This window comes from Sodalis sp. (in: enterobacteria) (genome assembly GCF_047607725.1).
Taxonomy (GTDB): domain Bacteria; phylum Pseudomonadota; class Gammaproteobacteria; order Enterobacterales; family Enterobacteriaceae; genus JBLKSS01.
Window position 1 is genome coordinate 1 of record NZ_JBLKSS010000126.1, and the last position, 18,632, is coordinate 18,632.

The following is an 18,632-nucleotide window of genomic DNA, read 5'->3' on the forward strand; positions in this document are numbered from 1 at the left end:
TATCATCGCCGGATTATCCATGATCTGACAGCCGTCCCTTATAGGATGCGGGTTCACTAGGCATCGTAGTGGAACATATTCTTACCGGGCCGTACAACAAACCCACCAATAATTCAAGACGTCCTCCACGGGGCGCTTACCCAGCAACGCCATCAGCGCCGGCTGCGTCGCGAGGCAGGCTTGTTCAAACGCCAGCGCTTCGTCAAGGGAACACAATGCGCCCTCCCCCGGCAACGGCGCCGTCAGGGAGAGCTCCCCCGCCGCCAGCCGCGCGGTCAGCGCCGGCATCTCCGCCGTGCTTGCCACAAACCAGCTACCTCGGCCGGTCAATTGCAGGGCGTCACCGTTCAGCAGGCGCGCCGGCCTCAACTGCGCCAAACGCTGGCTGACCACCTGATTGAACAACGCGCAGCGGACGGCGGAAAGGGTAAAGCTGCGTTTGCTGCGGTCTTTGATACGCAGTTCGTTATTCGCCCAGCGCAGCGCCAGCGTCAGATTATTGCCCTGATGGCCGAACCGCTGATAGCCGAAATAGTTCGGCACCCCTTGGTCACAGATGCGGTTCAGCCGCACCTCAACGTCCTCACCATCGCTTATCTCACGTAGCGTCAGAGTAAAGGCGTTGCCCTTGAGGGCGCCAATACCCAACTTACGCCGGTGGCGGGCGACGGCGAGGATATCGCAGCCGGCGAGCTGGAATGCCGCGAAGTCGGGATCGCTTTTGCCGGGCAGATGCAGGCAAAACCATTGTTCGGTGACGGCGTGGCGATCTTTTAGCCCGGCGTAACTGACCGCGCGGGCGGGGATCCCGGCGAACGCCGCCAGCGCCTCGGCGACGTAGGGCGTGTTGTAGCCGGTTTTACGCAGGTACACCAGCACATGCTCCCCTTCGCCATCGGGCGCGAAACCAAGCTGCTCGTGCACCTGGAAATCCGCCGCCTCGGCCTTAACGCGACCGGTCGCGGCGGGCTTGCCGAGCAGCCAGTGCAGCCGATGATAGTCCAGGGCGTCGGTCATGCCGTCCGGACCAGTAGCGCCACCGCCTCGCAGGCGATGCCTTCGCCGCGGCCGGTAAAGCCCAGCCGTTCGGTCGTGGTCGCCTTGACGTTGATATCATCCATATGGCAGCCGAGGTCTTCGGCGATATGCACGCGCATTTGCGGAATATGCGGCGCCATCTTCGGCGTCTGGACGATAAGGGTAATGTCCAAGTTGCCCAGACGGTACCCCTTGGCCGCAATCCGCCGCCAGGCTTCGCGCAATAGCGCACGGCTGTCGGCCCCTTTATAGGCCGGATCGGTATAGGGAAACAATTTGCCGATATCGCCGAGGGCGGCGGCGCCCAGCAGGGCATCGGTCGCGGCGTGCAGCGCGACGTCGCCATCGGAATGCGCCAGCAGGCCCTGCGGATAAGGGATACGCACACCGCCGATGATAAGCGGGCCTTGGCCGCCGAACTGGTGCACGTCGAAACCGTGTCCGATACGCATTTACGCGCTCTCCGTATTAGCCAATTGAGAAAAAAAGAAGCGGGCCAGCGCCAAATCTTCCGGGCGGGTCACTTTGATGTTGTCCGCGCGCCCCGGCACCAGCAGCGGCGCGTAGCCGCAATACTCCAGCGCCGAGGCTTCATCGGTCACCGTCACCCCTTCCGCCAGCGCACGCTCCAGACAGTTCTTCAGCAGATCGCGCGCGAACAGCTGCGGCGTCAGCGCATGCCATAAATCCTCGCGCTCGACGGTACTCGCGATAATGTCCGTGCCGGCGCGGGCGCGTTTCATGGTGTCGCGCACCGGCGACGCCAGCAGCCCGCCCACGTCGGTGTGCGCCGTAATCGCCAGCAGGCGGCGCAAATCGTCTTGATGCAGGCAGGGACGCGCGGCGTCATGCACCAGCACCCAGGATGCAGCACGCACGCGGCACAGCGCGGCCATGACCGAGTCGGCGCGCGCCACGCCGCCGGTGACCACGCGCACCCGCGGATCGGCGGCCACCGGAAGTTGGTGATACCAGCGATCCGCGGGGCTTATCGCCACGATCGCCTCGCGGATGCAGGGTTGGCACAGCAGCGCGTCGATAGCGTGCTCAAGCAGGGTTTTGTCGCCGATGGTGAGATATTGTTTGGGCAAGGCGGTCTGCATACGGCTGCCGATTCCGGCCACCGGCAATATGGCGATAACGTCAGGGACAGGTCCCACTGATAGGGTCATTATTGATTATCTTGCGTTGCGGGCGCCGCCGGCTGCCGTTTCGCCTGCTCCGGTACCAGGCGATAGAAGGTCTCGCCCGGCTTAATCATGCCAAGCTCGTTACGTGAGCGTTCCTCAATAGCTTCCTGGCCACCGTTGAGATCGTCAATTTCGGCGAACAGCTGATCGTTGCGCGCTTTGAGTTGCGCGTTATTGCTTTGTTGTGCCGCGACGTCGCTCTCGACGCGCACCAAGTCGTGCACGCCGTTTTTACCCAGCCACAGTGAATACTGCAGCCAGCCAAGCAATACTAATAATAGCAGCGTAAGTTTCCCCATCCCGCCCCCTGAATGACGGCATAATCATCCCATAACTTGCGGCCGGACTCCACACCAGCCGGCAAATAGCGCGGCAAAACCATCAAAAAGCCGGCGGTTCAGGGACTTTTTTACCGATTTTTTACGCTTTGTTACCGGACAGGGGGCTCACAGGCCCTTACCACCCCGAGAGAAAGGTGAACACCAGCCAAAACAGGCAGAACACCGACAGGCCGGTGACCAGCACCCGTCAGCCATAATTTGCCGCCGAGCAGCACGCTATAGACCACGCCCATCAACACACACACCGGCAGCAGCGCCAGAAAAAAAGGCCAGGTGTAAAGCAGGAAAAACAGGGCATTGGCGCCAAATTGCAGGATAGGCACGGCAAAAGCCAGCCAGTAAAAGATAAACCCGGCGATGCCGCCCCACAGGGCGTAAGGCGGCTCATCCCGGCGAAGCGTACGGTCAGGAGCAAGGCTGAATTTGAATGGGATAGCGCGTTTTATCTCGGTAACGTTCGGCATCAAGACCTGTCTCTGGCTGGTAATCGCCGGTGAAGGTTCCCATGTCGCCGGCAGCGCATTCAGGACTCGATAATAACGCGCTCATCCAGCAGATCTAATAAACGGCCGGTCAAATTTGTTACCAATTGTTCGCCGTCCAGATGCAAATCCGGCCGCGGCGGCGCCTCGTAAACCGCGTCGATACCGGTGAAATTACGCAGCTCGCCGGCGCGGGCTTTTTGGTACAAACCTTTGGGATCACGCGCCTCGCAAACGGCTAGCGGCGTATCGACAAACACTTCGATAAAGCGGCCGGCGGGCAGCATATCACGCACCAGCTGCCGCTCGGCGCGGTGGGGGGAAATGAAGGCCGTCAGCACAATAAGGCCGGCGTCCACCATCAGCCGCGCCACCTCGCCCACCCGGCGGATATTCTCGTGTCGGTCATCATCACCGAAGCCCAGATCGCGACACAAACCATGTCGCACGTTGTCGCCGTCCAACAGATAGGTACTTACGCCCCGCTGATGCAGCGCCTGCTCCAGCGCGCCGGCGAGGGTGGATTTGCCCGAGCCGGACAGGCCGGTAAACCACAACACCGCGCCCTGGTGCTTATGCAATGCCTCGCGATCCTGGCGGGTCACCGGCTGGGGGTGCCACACCACGTTTTCATTAAGCGGTAGCCCGGCGTCGGCGGCCATCATTTACCTCCCAGCAGGTCGCGCGCGCCCCAGTGGGGAAAATGGCGGCGCACCAGCGCGTTCAGCGCCAGCTCGAATTCACCGTAGGCGCCCGGTTCACGATAAACGTCCTGCAGCGGCTGGCGCACCATGCCGGCGCCGACGGTGACATTACTTAACCTGTCGATAAAAATCATGCCGCCGGTGGTCGGGTTATCGGCGTACTTCTCCAGGATCATCGGTTCATCAAACGCCAGCTCCACCAGGCCGATACCGTTCAGCGGCAGACTGTCCGCCACGCGTTGGGTCAGGGTGTTGATATCCACCTGATACTGAATATTGTCCACCCGCGCGCGGGTTTTCTTGCCGGCAATCTTGATATCGAAACTCTGGCCCGCCACCAGCGGCTGTTCGGTCATCCACACCACATCCACCTGGGCGTTTTGCACCGCCGTCAGCGTCTCGCTGGCGTCCACCAGCAGATCGCCGCGGCTAATATCCACCTCATCCGCCAGGACCAGGGTAACCGCTTCGCCGGCCCAGGCCTCGGGCAAATCGCCGTCAAAGGTCACGATGCGGCTGATAGTGGACGTTATGCCGGACGGCAGCACCTGTACCGCCTGCCCCACGCGCAATACCCCAGCCACCACGGTACCGGCGTAGCCGCGAAAATCCAGATTGGGGCGGTTGACGTACTGCACCGGGAAGCGCATCGGCTGCCGCTCGTTCAAGTTGACCACCTCCACCGTTTCCAGCACGTCCAACAGCGTGGGACCGGCATACCAGGGCATGTGGGTGGCCAGTGCGGCGACGTTATCGCCCTCCAGCGCCGACAGCGGCACGAAAGTGATGTTTAAATCTACCGGTAACTGTTCGGCGAAGCGCAGATAATCCTGGCGGATACTCTCGAATACCTGCTGGTCGAACGCCACCAGATCCATCTTGTTCACCGCCACCACCAAATGGCGGATGCCTAAAAGGGTGCTGATGAAGCTGTGGCGCCGGGTCTGGTCCAGCACACCTTTGCGCGCATCGATAAGCAGGATGGCCAGGTTGCAGGTTGAGGCGCCGGTGGCCATATTGCGGGTGTATTGTTCATGACCCGGCGTGTCGGCAATGATAAATTTACGTTTTTCGGTCGAAAAATAACGATGGGCGACATCGATAGTGATGCCCTGCTCGCGCTCGGCCTGCAGACCGTCCACCAGCAGCGCCAGATCGAGCTTTTCGCCCTGGGTGCCGAGGCGCTTGCTGTCGGTGTGCAGCGTCGATAGCTGATCCTCGTAGATTTGCCGGGTATCGTGCAGCAGGCGGCCGATCAGGGTGCTTTTGCCGTCATCGACGCTGCCGCAGGTCAAAAAACGCAGCAGGCTTTTATGCTGCTGGGCGTGCAGATACGCTTCTACCCCGCCCTGCTCGGCGATTTGTTGGGCTATAGCATTGTTCATGTCGATGGCTCCTTAAAAATAACCCTGACGCTTTTTCATTTCCATCGACCCGGACTGATCGCGATCGATAACCCGGCCCTGGCGCTCGCTGGTGGTGGACACCAGCATTTCCTCGATAATCTCAGGCAGGGTCTGCGCGCTCGACGCCACCGCGCCGGTCAGCGGCCAGCAGCCGAGCGTGCGAAAGCGCACCATACGCTGTTCAATCACTTCGCCCGGCTGCAGGTCGATACGGTCGTCGTCCACCATCATCAGCATGCCGTCGCGCTCCAGCACGGGCCGCTTCTTGGCCAGATACAGCGGTACGATTTCAATATTTTCCAGAAAAATGTATTGCCAGATATCGAGCTCGGTCCAGTTGGAGAGCGGGAAAACGCGAATGCTCTCCCCCTTGTTGATCTGGCCGTTATAGTTGTGCCACAGCTCCGGACGCTGGTTTTTCGGATCCCAGCGGTGAAAGCGGTCGCGGAACGAGTAAATACGCTCCTTGGCGCGGGACTTCTCCTCATCGCGCCGGGCGCCGCCAAAGGCGGCATCGAAGCCGTACTGATTCAGCGCCTGCTTCAGGCCCTCGGTCTTCATGATATCGGTATGCTTGGCGCTGCCGTGAACGAAGGGGTTAATGCCCATCGCCACCCCTTCTGGGTTTTTATGCACCAGCAGCTCGAAACCGTAGGCCTTGGCGGTGTGATCGCGAAACGCATACATTTCGCGGAATTTCCAGCCGGTATCCACATGCAGCAGCGGAAACGGCAGTTTGCCGAGATAAAAAGCCTTCCGCGCCAGATGCAGCATCACGGACGAGTCTTTGCCGATGGAGTACATCATCACCGGATTGCTGAATTCGGCAGCCACCTCACGGATGATATGGATACTCTCAGCCTCCAGCTGCCGCAGATGGGTAAAACGTTGTTGATCCATAAATGACATCCTTACGCCAGATTGACCACCGACGCGCGCTTTTGCGCCGCCAGGTTTTGCTGACCAAACCAATTGATTTCATGATGAAGGGCGACCACTTCGCCTATCACCAGCAATGCGGGGGTCGGCGCCCCCTGCGCCAGTTGATCCAGCGCCGCCAGGGTCCCCGTCTGCACGTACTGGTCGCTGCGGGTCCCGCGGCTTATCACCGCCACCGGGGTTTGCGCCGACCGGCCGTGGCGAATGAGCTGGCTGCTGATTTCCGCCGCCTTGACCACCCCCATGTATATCGCCAGCGTCTGGCGCCCGCGCGCCAGCGCCTGCCAATCCAGGGCATCCGCGCCATCGCGCACATGCCCGGTGATAAAGGTAATGCTTTGGGCATGCTCGCGATGGGTCAGCGGGATGCCGGCATAGGCGGTGGCGCCCACGGCGGCGGTGATGCCGGGCACCACCTGAAAGGGTATGCCCGCCGCCGCCACGGCTTGCAGCTCTTCGCCGCCGCGGCCGAAAATAAAAGTATCGCCCCCTTTGAGCCGCACCACTTTTTTGCCCTGCTGCGCCAGCGTCACCAGTAGACGATTGATCTCCTGCTGCGGCATCGACTGTTCGCCGGCGCGCTTGCCCACGCAGATCCGGTCCGCATCGCGGCGTACCAGTTCAAGGATTTCCTGGCTTACCAGGTAGTCATACAGCACCACATCCGCCTGCTGCATCAGTTGCAGTCCGCGCAGCGTCAATAGTCCGCTGTCGCCGGGACCGGCGCCGACCAGCGCCACCTCGCCCCCGTCTTCCGGGTCGGCGTTAAGGGCCTGCTCCAGCGCCTGTTCGGCCTGTTCCAGCCGTCCCTGCGCCACCAGACTGGCAAAGCGGCCATTGAGTGCTTTCTCCCAAAACCGGCGGCGGCCGGCCATGCTGTGGATCTGCTGCTTTACCCGACCGCGCCAGGCGCCCGCCATGGCCGCCATGGGGCCGAGAAAGGTCGGCAGCATCGATTCAAGTTTCTCGCGCAGGATGCGCGCGAGCACCGGCGCCTTACCACCGGAGGAGATGGCCACCACAATGGGTGCGCGATCGATAATCGAAGGAAAGATGAATGAGCAGTACGGCTGGTCGTCCACCACGTTGGCCAGCAAATGGCGTTGTTCGGCGCACTGCGAGACCTGGGCGTTCAGCGTCGCGTCATCGGTGGCGGCGATCACCAGGAAGACGTCGTCCAGCATGGTCGGTTCAAACGATTCGCCTAGCCATGACAGGCCGCCGGCGCGGTGAATTTCCGTAAGCGCCGGGCATAGCGCCCGCGCCACCACTCTGATTTGGGCGCCGGCGCGCATTAACAGCTGAATTTTGCGCGCTGCAACATCGCCACCGCCAACCACCAGTACCGGACGTCGCCTGAGATCGGCAAATAGCGGTAAATATTCCACAGCAACCTTTCTATTCGTGTTTAGCAAAATTATGACTATACGTCGACCATTTCTGGTATATGAAATTCTTAATTGGAATTTCATTTGCCTTTATGGAATAACGACACCATTGACTTTCCAGCGAAGCGGGATTGTTTTGCCGCCGTCGCCGCCCCATACTATAGCCGACAGTTGCGCGGCCGAATATTGAGGCCGTTCCGGTAAACAAGGACTTTCCGTTATGCGTTACCCCGCTTGCCTGCGTGTTGCGTTCTGGCTCTTGGTCAGCGCGTTGCCGCCGCCTGCCGCCCAGGCCGCCTCCGCGCCCTCCCCTGAACACTATGCCCAAGCGCAAACACGCGCTATCGCCACCTATTTTCCCGGCCGTATGGCGGGCAGTCCCACGGAGCTGCTGGCCGCCGGGCTGGGTATCATGCTGGCCCTGGCGCGCGATCTGGATCAGCTGCCGCTGCAGGTCGGCGTGCGTTTTGTCGCGTTGAACGCCGGCGTTCCCGACCTGGCGGGCAGCCAGGATTATCTGGACCGCATGTCGCCGCGGGAGAAACAACAAACGCGGTTGGTGGTGAATTTGCAGCAGCTCATCGCCGGCGAAAAGCGGCGCGTGGATTATTCAGCTACCGGCGGGCACTATCGCGCTGTCAGCGCAGATTAACGCCCCGCGCGCGCAGGCCCGCCGCGCCGACGTACCGCTGCTGCTCAGCGAGTGCCTGCGCGATCGTCCGTCGTGCCCGTCGCTGCAGCTGCCGTTCGCCCGCGCCGGGTTGCCGGTGCTGGACGTGACTTCCGGGGTGGCCGGCGACAGTTGCCTGCAGAGGAAAGTAAGCGCCCACTTCCCTCAAGGCACGGTACGTTACCAGAACCAGCGCGATAATTTATTGTGGCTTGACCGCCACCTTCACGGGCAACTGGCGCGCCGCACCCGCGACAGCCTGATCCTGCTGCGGCCGCTGCTGTGCGATCTTACCGGCGCCGCGCAGACCAAAGCCGCTGCGAAAAGTGACCGCGTCGGCAGGCAGGCCTAGAGAAGGCAATACTGACGCGCAGCGCGCCTTTAGCCTTCATGCAGGCCGCACTCGCGTTTCAGCCCGAAAAAGCGCGTCTCCTCCTCGCTCATGCCCTGCTCCCACTTGCGCGTCGTGTGGGTATCGCCCACCGACAGGTAGCCCTGCTCCCACAGCGGGTGATAGCTCAGGCCGTGACGGGTCAGATAGTGATACACCTGCCGATTATCCCAGTCGATAATCGGCAGCAGCTTGAACACCCCGCGCTGGATCGCCAGCACCGGTAACCGGGCGCGGCTACCGGACTGCTCGCGCCGCAGACCCGCGAACCAGGTCCCCGCGCCAAGGGTCGCCAGCGCGCGGTTCATCGGTTCTACCTTGTTGATTTGGTTATAGCGCTCAATACCCTCGACGCCCTGTTCCCACAGTTTGCCGTAGCGCGCCTCCTGCCAGGTGGGCGAGGTGCTGGCGCGGAAGATCTGCAGGTTAAGCCCCAGCGTCTCGGTCAGCTCATCGATGAAGCGGTAGGTTTCCGGGAACAGATAACCCGTGTCGGTCAGAATCACCGGAATATCCGGACGCTGACGGGTCACCAGATGCAGGCTGACCGCCGCCTGAATACCAAAGCTTGATGACAGCACCGCCTGCTCGGGGAGATGCTCCAGCGCCCAGGCAACCCGCTGCTCCGCCGTTTGGCTTTCCAACTGCTGATTGACCGCCGCCAGCGCCGCCGTTTGCTGCGCTTTGTCCAGCGCAGTGAGTTCGCCGAGATCCCAATCGCTCATGCCATCCCCCTCCGGTTAATCGTAAAAGTCGCGCGCCGAATCCACCACCGGGCGCACTATCCCGGCCCGCACCACATAATCGCCGTAGGATTCCCGCGGCTGGCGCTCACGCGCCCAGCGGCCCGCGGTGTCATCGATGATGCTCAAGATTTCGTCTTCGGTAATATTTTCCCGGTACATGCGCGGAATGCGGGTACCGATGCGATCGCCGCCCAAATACAAGTTATAGCGGCCGATGGCTTTACCCACCAGTCCGATTTCCGCCAGCATCGCGCGACCACAGCCGTTCGGGCAGCCGGTCACGCGCAAGATAATCTCGTCGTCTCCCAGCCCGTGACCCGACATGATGTTCTCCACCTTACTGACAAACTGCGGCAGGAATCGCTCCGCTTCGGCCATCGCCAGCGGACAGGTGGGAAACGCCACGCAGGCCATGGATACCTTGCGCTGCGCGCTGATATCATCGTTAATTAGCCCGTGGCGCCGCGCCAGCGCTTCGATAGCCGCTTTATCCTTCTTATCGACGCCGGCGATTATCAGGTTTTGGTTGGCGGTCAGACGGAAATCCCCTTTATGGATGCGGGCGATTTCCGCCAGGCCGGTTTTTAGCGTGCGGTCCGGGTAATCAAGGATGCGGCCGTTTTCGATAAACAGCGTCAGGTGCCATTGGTTATCGATCCCCTTGACCCAGCCGAAGCGATCGCCGCGTTCGGTAAAAGCATAAGGGCGGATAGGGGCGAATTGAACGCCCGCGCGGATTTCCACCTCGTCGCGGAACGCGCCGACGCCTTCACGCTCCAGGGTATATTTGGTCTTGGCGTTCTTACGATTAGCGCGGTTGCCCCAGTCACGCTGCGTGGTCACCACCGCTTCGGCGATTTTCAGCGTATCCGCCAGGGCGATAAAGCCGAACTCGCTGGCCTTGCGCGGATAGGTGCTCTTATCGCCGTGGGTCATCGCCAGGCCGCCGCCCACCAGCACGTTGAACCCCACCAATTGGCCGTTATCGCTGATAGCGACAAAGTTCAGATCGTTGGCGTGCAAATCCACGTCGTTCAGCGGCGGCACCACCACCGTGGTTTTGAATTTACGCGGCAGATAGGTCGGCCCCAGGATAGGTTCCTGATCGGTGGTTTCGGTCTTTTCGCCGTCCAGCCAGATTTCCGCATAGGCGCGGGTTTTCGGCAGCAGATGTTCTGAGATTTTCTTCGCCCATTCCCAGGCCTGCCGATGCAGCACCGACTCGATGGGATTAGAGGTGCACAGCACGTTACGGTTAACGTCGCCGGCGGTCGCGATAGAGTCCAGCCCCAGGCGGTGCAGCAGTTGATGCATGCCTTTCAGCTTCGACTTAAGCACGCCGTGAAACTGGAACGTTTGCCGGGTGGTCAGACGGATACTGCCGTAGAAAGTCTCTTCGGCGGCGAACGCGTCGATGCCCAGCCACTGCTGAGGCGTGATCACCCCGCCCGGTAGACGGCAGCGCAGCATCATATTAATCAGCGGCTCCAGCTTCGCCTCGGCGCGCTCGGCGCGCAGGTCGCGATCGTCTTGCTGGTACATGCCGTGAAAGCGGATCAACTGAAAATTATCGCCATTGAAGCCGCCGGTCAGCCCGTCCTGCAGATCCTGCGCGATGGTACCGCGCAGAAAATTGCTTTCGCCTTTTAACCGTTCGTTGTCGGAGAGTTTGGCTTTCGGTTGTTGTTCGCTCATCAATAGACATCCCGCTGATAACGGCGCTCAATGCGCAGCTCACTTAAAAATTCGTCCGCCTGCTCAACATCCATGCCGCCATGCTCGGCCACCACCGCCACCAGCGCCTGCTCGACATCACGGGCCATGCGGTTGGCGTCTCCGCAGACATAAATATGCGCGCCCTGCTGGATCCAGCGCCACACTTCGGCGCCCTTCTCGCGCACTCTATCCTGCACATAGATTTTTTCCGCCTGATCCCGCGACCAGGCAAGATCGATTTTGGTCAGCAGCCCCTCTTTGACATAGCGCTGCCATTCCACCTGATAAAGAAAGTCATCGGTGAAATGGGGATTGCCGAAAAACAGCCAGTTTTGCCCCGGCGCGCCGTCGGCATCGCGCTGCTGCAAAAACGCCCGGAACGGCGCGATCCCGGTGCCGGGTCCTATCATAATGACCGGCGTATTGAGATCGCTCGGCAGACGGAAGTTATCGTTATGCTCGATAAATACCCGCAACTCATCGTCTTCCGCCAGCCTGTCGGCCAAAAAGCCGCCGCCCCCGCCGGTGCGCGGCCGGCCATCGATTTCATAGCGCACCACACCAACCGTAATATGCACTTCTTCGACGACTTCCGCCTGCGATGACGCGATGGAATACAGGCGCGGCGTCAGCGGGCGCAGCAGCCCCAAAAGCTGCTCGGCGCGCAGTTCAATGGGCGCGCAGCGCACCATATCGACGATAGGCGTCGCAAGCGCAAATTGTTGTAATTGCGCTTTATCCGCCACTACCGCCAACAGCGCCTCATCCCGCGCGAGAGCGGCATAGCTCTCTACAATGGCCGGGGTGTTTTGCGTCAGCTCGTAATGTTTTTGCAGCGCCTCGCCGAGGGACAGCGTCTGCCCGGCCACCTCGACCGGCTCGTCGCCTTTAAGCCACAGCAGCGCCAGCAATTCGCCAATCAGCGCCGGATCGTTTTCGTACCATACCCCCAGCGCATCCCCTGGCTGATAACGCAGCCCGGAATCCGCCAGATCAATCTCCAGATGGCGCACATCTTTGTGCGATTGCCTGCTGGTTATCTTCTGAGTCACCGACAAATGCGCGCTGAGCGGCGCGTCTTTGGTATAGGGGCTGGAATCCACTTCGTTGACACTGCCGCTGACCGCCAATTGCTGCTGTGCCGGACTGGCGATCGCCACCCGCGCCTTCAACCGTTCCACCATCGCGACGCGCCAGGCCTCGGCCTGCGACTGATAGTCCACATCGGCGTCCACCCGGTCATGCAAACGCTGCGCCCCCAGCTCCGCCAGCCGGCTGTCGAAATCTTTGCCGGTTTTGGCGAAATGCTCATAGGAGCTGTCGCCGAGGCCGAACACCGCGAATTGGGTATCCGGCAGCGCCGGCGCCTTGTTAGAGAAAAGATATTTATACAGCGCGATCGCCTCTTCCGGCGGATCCCCCTCGCCCTGCGTGGAGGTCACCACCAGCAGCAGTTTTTCTTGCGCAATCTGTTTGAATTTATAGTCGCCCGCGTTAATCAGTACCACATCAAGCTGCGCGGCAATCAAATCATCGCGCAATTGCTCCGCCAGCCGGCGCGCGTTGCCGGTTTGCGAGGCGCTAAGCAGCGTAATCGGCGCCGCGGCGGCGGCCCCCTGAGGCTGCGCGGGCGCTGCGGCGCCCGCGGGCTGGCCCTCCGCTACCCGTCCCCAAAAATAACCGGAAATCCAGGCCAACTGCAGGGGAGAAAAATCACCGGTCGCTGCCTGCAAGCGATCCAGCTGCTCCGCGTTTAGCGGCAGCACTGTAGAAGGGGGGACCTGTTTCGTCATGGGGGTAGGAAGTTCCTTGTGCCGGCACGCCAGGCCGGGCAATAAAGATCATTAGTGTTTGTAAGGTTAACCACTCGCCGGTCCACAATAAAGGATGCGATGTGAATAATAAATAACTAAACATCATAAGGTATAAATAAGGTTAAACTTACCGGAATTACCGATAGAATACCCCCCCCACCAGGGCCCCCTGCACCTTACGCTGGGGAAGACACCGTCAGCAGCGCGGGCAGCTCGCCGGGTTAACCTTATTTTCCGTCGAGAGGGTTGCCGGCGGCGCGATCCATGGCATCATAGCGCGCTAACAGTTATTATGCAGTTAATGTAGTAGAAGAGAAGCGACAGTGATTACCACGTTATATAAAGATTTTACCTTTGAATCCGCCCACCGTTTGCCTCATGTCCCCGCGGGACATAAGTGCGGCCGACTGCATGGACACTCCTTTTTAGTGCGCCTGGAAGTGACCGGCGAAGTGGATCCCCACACCGGCTGGATTATGGATTTCGCCGACTTGAAGGCGGCCTTCAAACCGATCATCAACCGGCTAGACCATTATTATCTCAATGATATCCCTGGCCTGGAAAATCCTACCAGCGAAGTGCTGGCGCAGTGGATTTGGCAGCAGCTCAAACTGCCAGTGCCGCTGTTAAGCGCCGTGACCGTCAAAGAAACCTGTACTGCGGGCTGCGTCTACCGCGGCCAGTAAAGACGCCCCTGGCAAAGGTCCTGCCCTGGCCGCCGGGGCAAATTGCCGTCTCCTCCCTTGCGCTCAGCGGGGAAAAGCCAGCCGGTAAACACCCAACACCACCCGAGATGGGATGATGAACAAACAGGGTTAGCCGTACCGGATAGCCTCGGCACGTCTTGCGACTCCCCCCAGCCCGCCTATTTTTTATACCCGCACGGGGCCAGCAAGAGAGAAGGCGACGACCAGAGCGTCTGTTTTGTTTTTGCGCTGGTCTGGCGTAAAAGTGACCTATATTCAGCGGCTCATACAGGGGAATAGCCGTTACCCAGCGGCGCCATGGATAGGGGTAATGAAATGTGATGTCATGGCGACATTCATAATAAACATCTCATAGCAGGAATACGCATAGCGCCCCACCCATAACTAAAGAACCCGCAATCTACTCATTTTTCTGAGAAAAATCATGACGGTTTATATTCGCTCCCCTTTAACCTATGTGCTAATTGCCGGTTTTTTCTATATTAAAAAACGCGGTTTAAATAAGAATATTTTCTACGGATTAATCGTGTTCCCCTGGTAGATAAATTTATGTCTTTTGTTATGGGGAAAAGGGGGTTCGCTTGAGGGTATCCGTCAGGAAGAACGCCAAAGCGACCCGCATCCCGCGTTTATTTCACTGATTATCGGAATATTTATTTATCGTTTTAACATAAAAGGAATTAAATTATAAAGGGTCAAAACTCGGAGCGAAATAATCGACGGCTGGCTACGTCTGTCGGAGGCGAAATGGTGGTCAAGGCGGCGCTTGGAGCAACAGAGAGGGGTATTCCCGCTGCCTTAGCGGGTGCGGGTATTGCTGGAGTACAAAATGTCGTGTTGGGGCTATGAGATCACGGCCCTATCAATGTTCTCATGCCAAACGTCCCAATGCCCCCTGCTCCTCTCGGCCAAACGGCCAGACGCTAACCCCAAAAGTCGCGCCGCGCCCCGCAGCCGTTAACCGCGGGAAAACGGTGGTGGGCAGCCCCTAGGCGATGTTGAGGTACTTGTGGGTTTGCATCGATAACCGCCAATTACGGGCGATACAGGTCTCGATACACAAGCGGGTGGCCACCTCTTTCTGGCTGATGGGCTGGAGCGCGATAACCCGCTGTTTTGTATCATGCAAGGTCTGCAACAGCGCATCCAACTCATCGATATCGCGCTGACGCGCCACCGGATGCTTGATTTCATCGCTGCGGCCCAGCGCCTGCGCCAGTACCGGCAGTCCACCGCGCATATTGATTTTCGGCGACACCGTCACCCAGGTTTGCGGCGTGCAGTGAACGTCCTGGGTGCCGCTGGTTTCAATCTGGCAGCTGAAACCTTGCTGTTCCAGGGCGTGGGTCAGGGGCATCAGATCATGCAAACAGGGCTCGCCGCCGGTTATCACGACGTGCCGGGCGGTCCAGCCCTGCTGCGCGATCATCGTAATAACCTCTTCCGCCGTGAGGCTGGCCCAGCGGCTGCTGTCGGCGGTCTTCAGCGGTATTTCCCCCGCCGCCACTTGATCGGCCGCGTCCTGTTGCCACGTATGCTTAGTATCGCACCAGCTGCATCCCACCGGACACCCCTGCAGACGGATAAAGATCGCCGGCACGCCGGTAAAGTAGCCTTCGCCCTGGAGGGTCTGGGAAATTTCGTTAAGCGGGTACTGCATACATTTTTCGTGATGACGGCTGCGGATAAGACTGAGTATTGCCTGCCCGTCGGAATTCGCCAGCAGGGGCCGCAGCTGTGAATAAAAAGGCCCGCCGAAGCGGGCCGGAACGCTTTCAGGCTCCGCTCCGGGGCGTCTGGGCCCAGAGCGGAGTCGCATGCCAGGCTTACGCCTGGCCTTTCACTTCACGCAGACCGTTGAACGGCGCGCGCTCACCCAGGGCTTCTTCGATGCGAATCAGCTGGTTGTATTTCGCCACGCGGTCGGAACGGCTCATCGAACCGGTTTTGATCTGGCCAGCCGCAGTCCCTACCGCCAGGTCGGCGATGGTCGCGTCTTCGGTTTCACCGGAACGGTGGGAAATGATGGTGGTATAACCGGCATCCTTGGCCATCTTGATCGCCGCCAGCGTTTCGGTCAGCGAACCAATCTGGTTGAATTTGATAAGGATGGAGTTGGCGATACCCTTGTCGATACCTTCTTTCAGGATCTTGGTATTGGTAACGAACAGATCGTCGCCCACCAGCTGGATTTTGTCGCCCAGCACTTTGGTCTGGTAAGCAAAACCGTCCCTGTCGGACTCGTTCAGGCCATCTTCAATGGAAACGATCGGATACTGTTTGGTCAGATCTTCCAGGTAATGGGTGAACTCCTGCGAGGTAAAGGTTTTGCCTTCACCTTTCAGGTTGTAGTTGCCGGTAGATTCCTCAAAGAATTCAGAGGCCGCGCAGTCCATCGCCAGGGTGATGTCTTTACCCAGCACGTAACCGGCTTTCTCGACCGCTTCCTTGATAGCGGCCAGCGCCGCGGCGTTGGATTCCAGGTTCGGCGCATAGCCACCCTCATCGCCCACGGCGGTGTTCATGCCTTTGCTTTTCAGAACCTTGGCCAGATTGTGGAACACTTCTGAGCCCATACGCACCGCTTCTTTAACGGTTTTTGCGCCGACCGGCTGGATCATGAATTCCTGGATGTCGACGTTGTTATCGGAGTGTTCACCGCCGTTGATGATGTTCATCATCGGCAGCGGCATGGAGAATTTGCCAGGGGTGCCGTTCAGCTCCGCGATATGCTCATACAAAGGCATGCCTTTGGAGGCGGCAGCAGCTTTGGCGGCGGCGAGCGACACGGCCAGAATGGCGTTGGCGCCAAACTTGGATTTGTTTTCGGTGCCGTCCAGGTCGATCATGGTTTTATCCAGAGCGGCCTGATCTTTGGCGTCTTTACCGGTCAGGGCCTGAGCGATAGGACCGTTCACCGAGTCAACCGCTTTGGTGACGCCTTTGCCCAGGAAACGGGATTTGTCGCCGTCACGCAGCTCCAGCGCTTCGCGCGAGCCGGTGGAGGCACCCGACGGCGCGGCAGCCAGACCAACGAAACCACCCTCCAGGTGTACTTCTGCTTCTACGGTCGGATTTCCGCGGGAGTCGATGATTTCACGGCCAATGACTTTTACAATTTTGGACATTCGTATTTCCTCAGTACAAGTTAAAACACAATTCCTGACGGGCTGCCGGCGCCGCTCGCGCTCAGGCCGCCCCCTGTTTTTATTTCTACGCCCGTTTTTGATAGTCGCCCGCGGCTTTGACGAAGCCCGCGAATAACGGATGACCATCACGGGGCGTCGAGGTGAACTCCGGGTGGAACTGGCTGGCGACAAACCACGGATGATCCGGGTATTCGATAATCTCCACCAGCTTATTATCTCCCGACCAGCCGGCGACGCGCAGCCCGGCGGCCTCAATGTGTTTCAACAGCATGTTGTTGACTTCATAGCGATGTCGGTGGCGTTCCATGATGGTGGCCTCGCCGTACAATGCTCGCGCCAGGCTGCCGTCCGCCAGATGGCAGGGTTGGCTGCCGAGGCGCATCGTGCCGCCCAGGTCGCTTTGTTCGCTGCGCATTTCCACATTGCCGTCCTCATCGCGCCATTCGGTGATAAGCGCCACTACCGGATACTTACAGTCTGGCACAAATTCGGTGGAGTTGGCATCCTGCATCCCCGCCACGTGGCGAGCAAATTCGATTAACGCCACCTGCATGCCCAGGCAGATGCCCAGGTACGGGATCTTTTGCTCGCGCGCGTATTGCGCGGTCAGGATTTTACCCTCCACGCCGCGGTAGCCGAAGCCGCCGGGGATAAGAATAGCGTCCAAATTTTTCAAAATTTCGACGCCGCGGGTTTCAACATCCTGAGAATCGATCAGGCGGATATTTACTGTCAGGCGATTTTTCAGTCCGGCGTGTTTCAGGGCCTCGATAACCGATTTATAGGCGTCCGGCAACTCGATATATTTACCGACCATGCCAATGGTTACTTCACCGACCGGATTCGCCTGTTGATAAATCACCTGCTCCCATTCTGACAGATCCGCCTCGGGACAGTTCAAGCTGAATCGTTTACAAATATAATAGTCCAGCCCTTGCGATTTCAATAGCGCCGGGATTTTATAAATTGAATCAACATCTTTAAGCGAAATCACCGCCTTTTCCGGCACGTTACAGAATAAAGCAATTTTCTCCCGCTCGTTGTTGGGCACCGACCGATCGGAACGGCATATCAGCACGTCAGGCTGGATACCGATGGACAGCAGCTCTTTCACCGAATGCTGGGTCGGCTTGGTTTTCACCTCCCCCGACGCCGCCATATAAGGCACCAGGGTCAAATGCATGTAGAGGGTGTGCTCGCGTCCGACTTCCACCGCCATTTGACGAATGGCTTCCAGAAACGGCAGCGATTCAATATCCCCCACCGTACCGCCGATTTCCACGAGTACCACATCATGGCCTTCGCCGCCTTCGATAATGCGTTCTTTAATGGTGTTAGTGATGTGGGGAATTACCTGAATGGTGGCGCCCAGATAGTCGCCGCGGCGCTCTTTGCGCAGCACGTCGGAATAGATGCGGCCGGTGGTGAAGTTGTTGCGGCACGACATTTTGGTACGGATGAAGCGCTCATAGTGCCCTAAGTCCAGATCCGTTTCGGCGCCGTCTTCGGTCACGAAAACCTCGCCGTGTTGGATAGGGCTCATGGTACCCGGATCCACATTGATGTAGGGGTCCAGCTTCATGATGGTAACGTTAAGGCCCCGGGCTTCGAGAATAGCCGCCAGGGAGGCTGCGGCAATGCCTTTACCCAAGGAGGAGACGACCCCACCGGTTACAAAAATATAGTTTGTTGTCATGCTGAACCTGAGAAATTAGGTGTAAAGACGGAATAACCAAGACGGGAAAACAGTATATCTGAAGCCGCATTGCGCCACAAATATTCGTTTTGCTCATTCGCCCGCGCCCCGTTGCCGACCGCGCACCGCCCCGCCCGGCGAGATGAGGGTAAACATGTTAAATAACAATTACATAGACAACAAACTGGCCGTATCCCCTGTCGCGGCGCGTCAACCACCGCGGTACGTCACCTGCCACCGGAACGCCTGCCTTCG

Annotated in this window: 16 protein-coding genes and 2 pseudogenes; 3 read left to right on the forward strand and 15 right to left on the reverse strand. The window is 59.2% G+C overall.

Annotation, left to right across the window (positions count from 1 at the left end):
- Positions 1–123: 123 nt before the first annotated feature.
- The 9 genes and pseudogenes from truD to cysG all read right to left on the reverse strand — a co-directional run.
- Positions 124–1,005 (reverse strand): annotated as a pseudogene (gene truD, locus ACMX3H_RS11375) (tRNA pseudouridine(13) synthase TruD); the annotation flags it as partial.
- Between the two features lie 8 nt (positions 1,006–1,013).
- Positions 1,014–1,490 (reverse strand): 2-C-methyl-D-erythritol 2,4-cyclodiphosphate synthase, encoded by a 477-nt coding sequence (ispF, locus tag ACMX3H_RS11380; RefSeq protein ID WP_415210925.1) that lies wholly within the window; start codon positions 1,488–1,490, stop codon positions 1,014–1,016.
- Positions 1,491–2,210, reverse strand: a complete 720-nt coding sequence (gene ispD, locus ACMX3H_RS11385) for a 2-C-methyl-D-erythritol 4-phosphate cytidylyltransferase (RefSeq protein WP_415210926.1) — start codon at positions 2,208–2,210, stop codon at positions 1,491–1,493.
- Positions 2,210–2,527, reverse strand: a complete 318-nt coding sequence (ftsB, locus tag ACMX3H_RS11390) for a cell division protein FtsB (protein WP_025423378.1) — start codon at positions 2,525–2,527, stop codon at positions 2,210–2,212. The genes ispD and ftsB overlap by 1 nt, the downstream gene beginning before the upstream one ends.
- Positions 2,528–2,684: 157 nt before the next feature.
- Positions 2,685–3,033, reverse strand: a pseudogene (locus ACMX3H_RS11395) (DUF3561 family protein).
- Positions 3,034–3,092: 59 nt separating this feature from the next.
- The gene (cysC, locus tag ACMX3H_RS11400; RefSeq protein WP_415210943.1) at positions 3,093–3,713 is read right to left on the reverse strand and encodes an adenylyl-sulfate kinase; all 621 of its coding nucleotides are present in this window, start codon (positions 3,711–3,713) and stop codon (positions 3,093–3,095) included.
- Positions 3,713–5,140 carry a sulfate adenylyltransferase subunit CysN gene (gene cysN / locus ACMX3H_RS11405; protein ID WP_415210927.1) on the reverse strand — a complete coding sequence of 476 codons (1,428 nt, stop codon included), beginning with the start codon at positions 5,138–5,140 and terminating at the stop codon, positions 3,713–3,715. The genes cysC and cysN overlap by 1 nt, the downstream gene beginning before the upstream one ends.
- 12 nt (positions 5,141–5,152) lie before the next feature.
- Positions 5,153–6,061, reverse strand: a complete 909-nt coding sequence (gene cysD / locus ACMX3H_RS11410) for a sulfate adenylyltransferase subunit CysD (RefSeq protein ID WP_415210928.1) — start codon at positions 6,059–6,061, stop codon at positions 5,153–5,155.
- Positions 6,062–6,072: 11 nt separating this feature from the next.
- Positions 6,073–7,488 (reverse strand): siroheme synthase CysG, encoded by a 1,416-nt coding sequence (cysG, locus tag ACMX3H_RS11415; protein ID WP_415210929.1) that lies wholly within the window; start codon positions 7,486–7,488, stop codon positions 6,073–6,075.
- A 220-nt stretch (positions 7,489–7,708) separates the two neighbouring features.
- Between cysG and ACMX3H_RS11420 the strand changes: the two genes are divergently transcribed.
- Positions 7,709–8,140 (forward strand): M28 family peptidase, encoded by a 432-nt coding sequence (locus ACMX3H_RS11420; protein WP_415210930.1) that lies wholly within the window; start codon positions 7,709–7,711, stop codon positions 8,138–8,140.
- Between the two features lie 115 nt (positions 8,141–8,255).
- On the forward strand, positions 8,256–8,510 hold the full coding sequence (locus ACMX3H_RS11425; protein WP_415210931.1) for a hypothetical protein: 255 nt from the start codon (positions 8,256–8,258) through the stop codon (positions 8,508–8,510).
- Between the two features lie 29 nt (positions 8,511–8,539).
- Here the strand turns inward: ACMX3H_RS11425 and ACMX3H_RS11430 are convergent, their stop codons facing one another.
- From ACMX3H_RS11430 to cysJ, 3 genes are read right to left on the reverse strand one after another with little or no spacing between them, the layout of a single operon-like run.
- Entirely contained in the window at positions 8,540–9,274 is a 735-nt protein-coding gene (locus ACMX3H_RS11430; protein ID WP_415210932.1) for a phosphoadenylyl-sulfate reductase, read from the reverse strand.
- 15 nt (positions 9,275–9,289) lie between these two features.
- Positions 9,290–10,990 (reverse strand): assimilatory sulfite reductase (NADPH) hemoprotein subunit, encoded by a 1,701-nt coding sequence (cysI, locus tag ACMX3H_RS11435; RefSeq protein WP_415210933.1) that lies wholly within the window; start codon positions 10,988–10,990, stop codon positions 9,290–9,292.
- Complete coding sequence (gene cysJ, locus ACMX3H_RS11440) at positions 10,990–12,804, reverse strand: NADPH-dependent assimilatory sulfite reductase flavoprotein subunit (protein WP_415210934.1); 1,815 nt, start codon at positions 12,802–12,804, stop codon at positions 10,990–10,992. The genes cysI and cysJ overlap by 1 nt, the downstream gene beginning before the upstream one ends.
- A 344-nt stretch (positions 12,805–13,148) precedes the next feature.
- On the opposite strand from cysJ, the gene queD reads away from it, so the two are divergent.
- Complete coding sequence (gene queD, locus ACMX3H_RS11445) at positions 13,149–13,511, forward strand: 6-carboxytetrahydropterin synthase QueD (protein ID WP_415210935.1); 363 nt, start codon at positions 13,149–13,151, stop codon at positions 13,509–13,511.
- Positions 13,512–14,520: 1,009 nt separating this feature from the next.
- Here the strand turns inward: queD and queE are convergent.
- From queE to pyrG, 3 genes are all read right to left on the reverse strand, one after another.
- Positions 14,521–15,192 (reverse strand): 7-carboxy-7-deazaguanine synthase QueE, encoded by a 672-nt coding sequence (queE, locus tag ACMX3H_RS11450; protein WP_415210936.1) that lies wholly within the window; start codon positions 15,190–15,192, stop codon positions 14,521–14,523.
- A 166-nt stretch (positions 15,193–15,358) separates the two neighbouring features.
- Positions 15,359–16,660: a phosphopyruvate hydratase gene (gene eno, locus ACMX3H_RS11455; RefSeq protein ID WP_415210937.1), complete on the reverse strand. Its 1,302-nt coding sequence runs from the start codon at positions 16,658–16,660 to the stop codon at positions 15,359–15,361.
- Positions 16,661–16,745: 85 nt separating this feature from the next.
- Positions 16,746–18,377 (reverse strand): glutamine hydrolyzing CTP synthase, encoded by a 1,632-nt coding sequence (pyrG, locus tag ACMX3H_RS11460; RefSeq protein WP_415210938.1) that lies wholly within the window; start codon positions 18,375–18,377, stop codon positions 16,746–16,748.
- Positions 18,378–18,632: the final 255 nt, after the last annotated feature.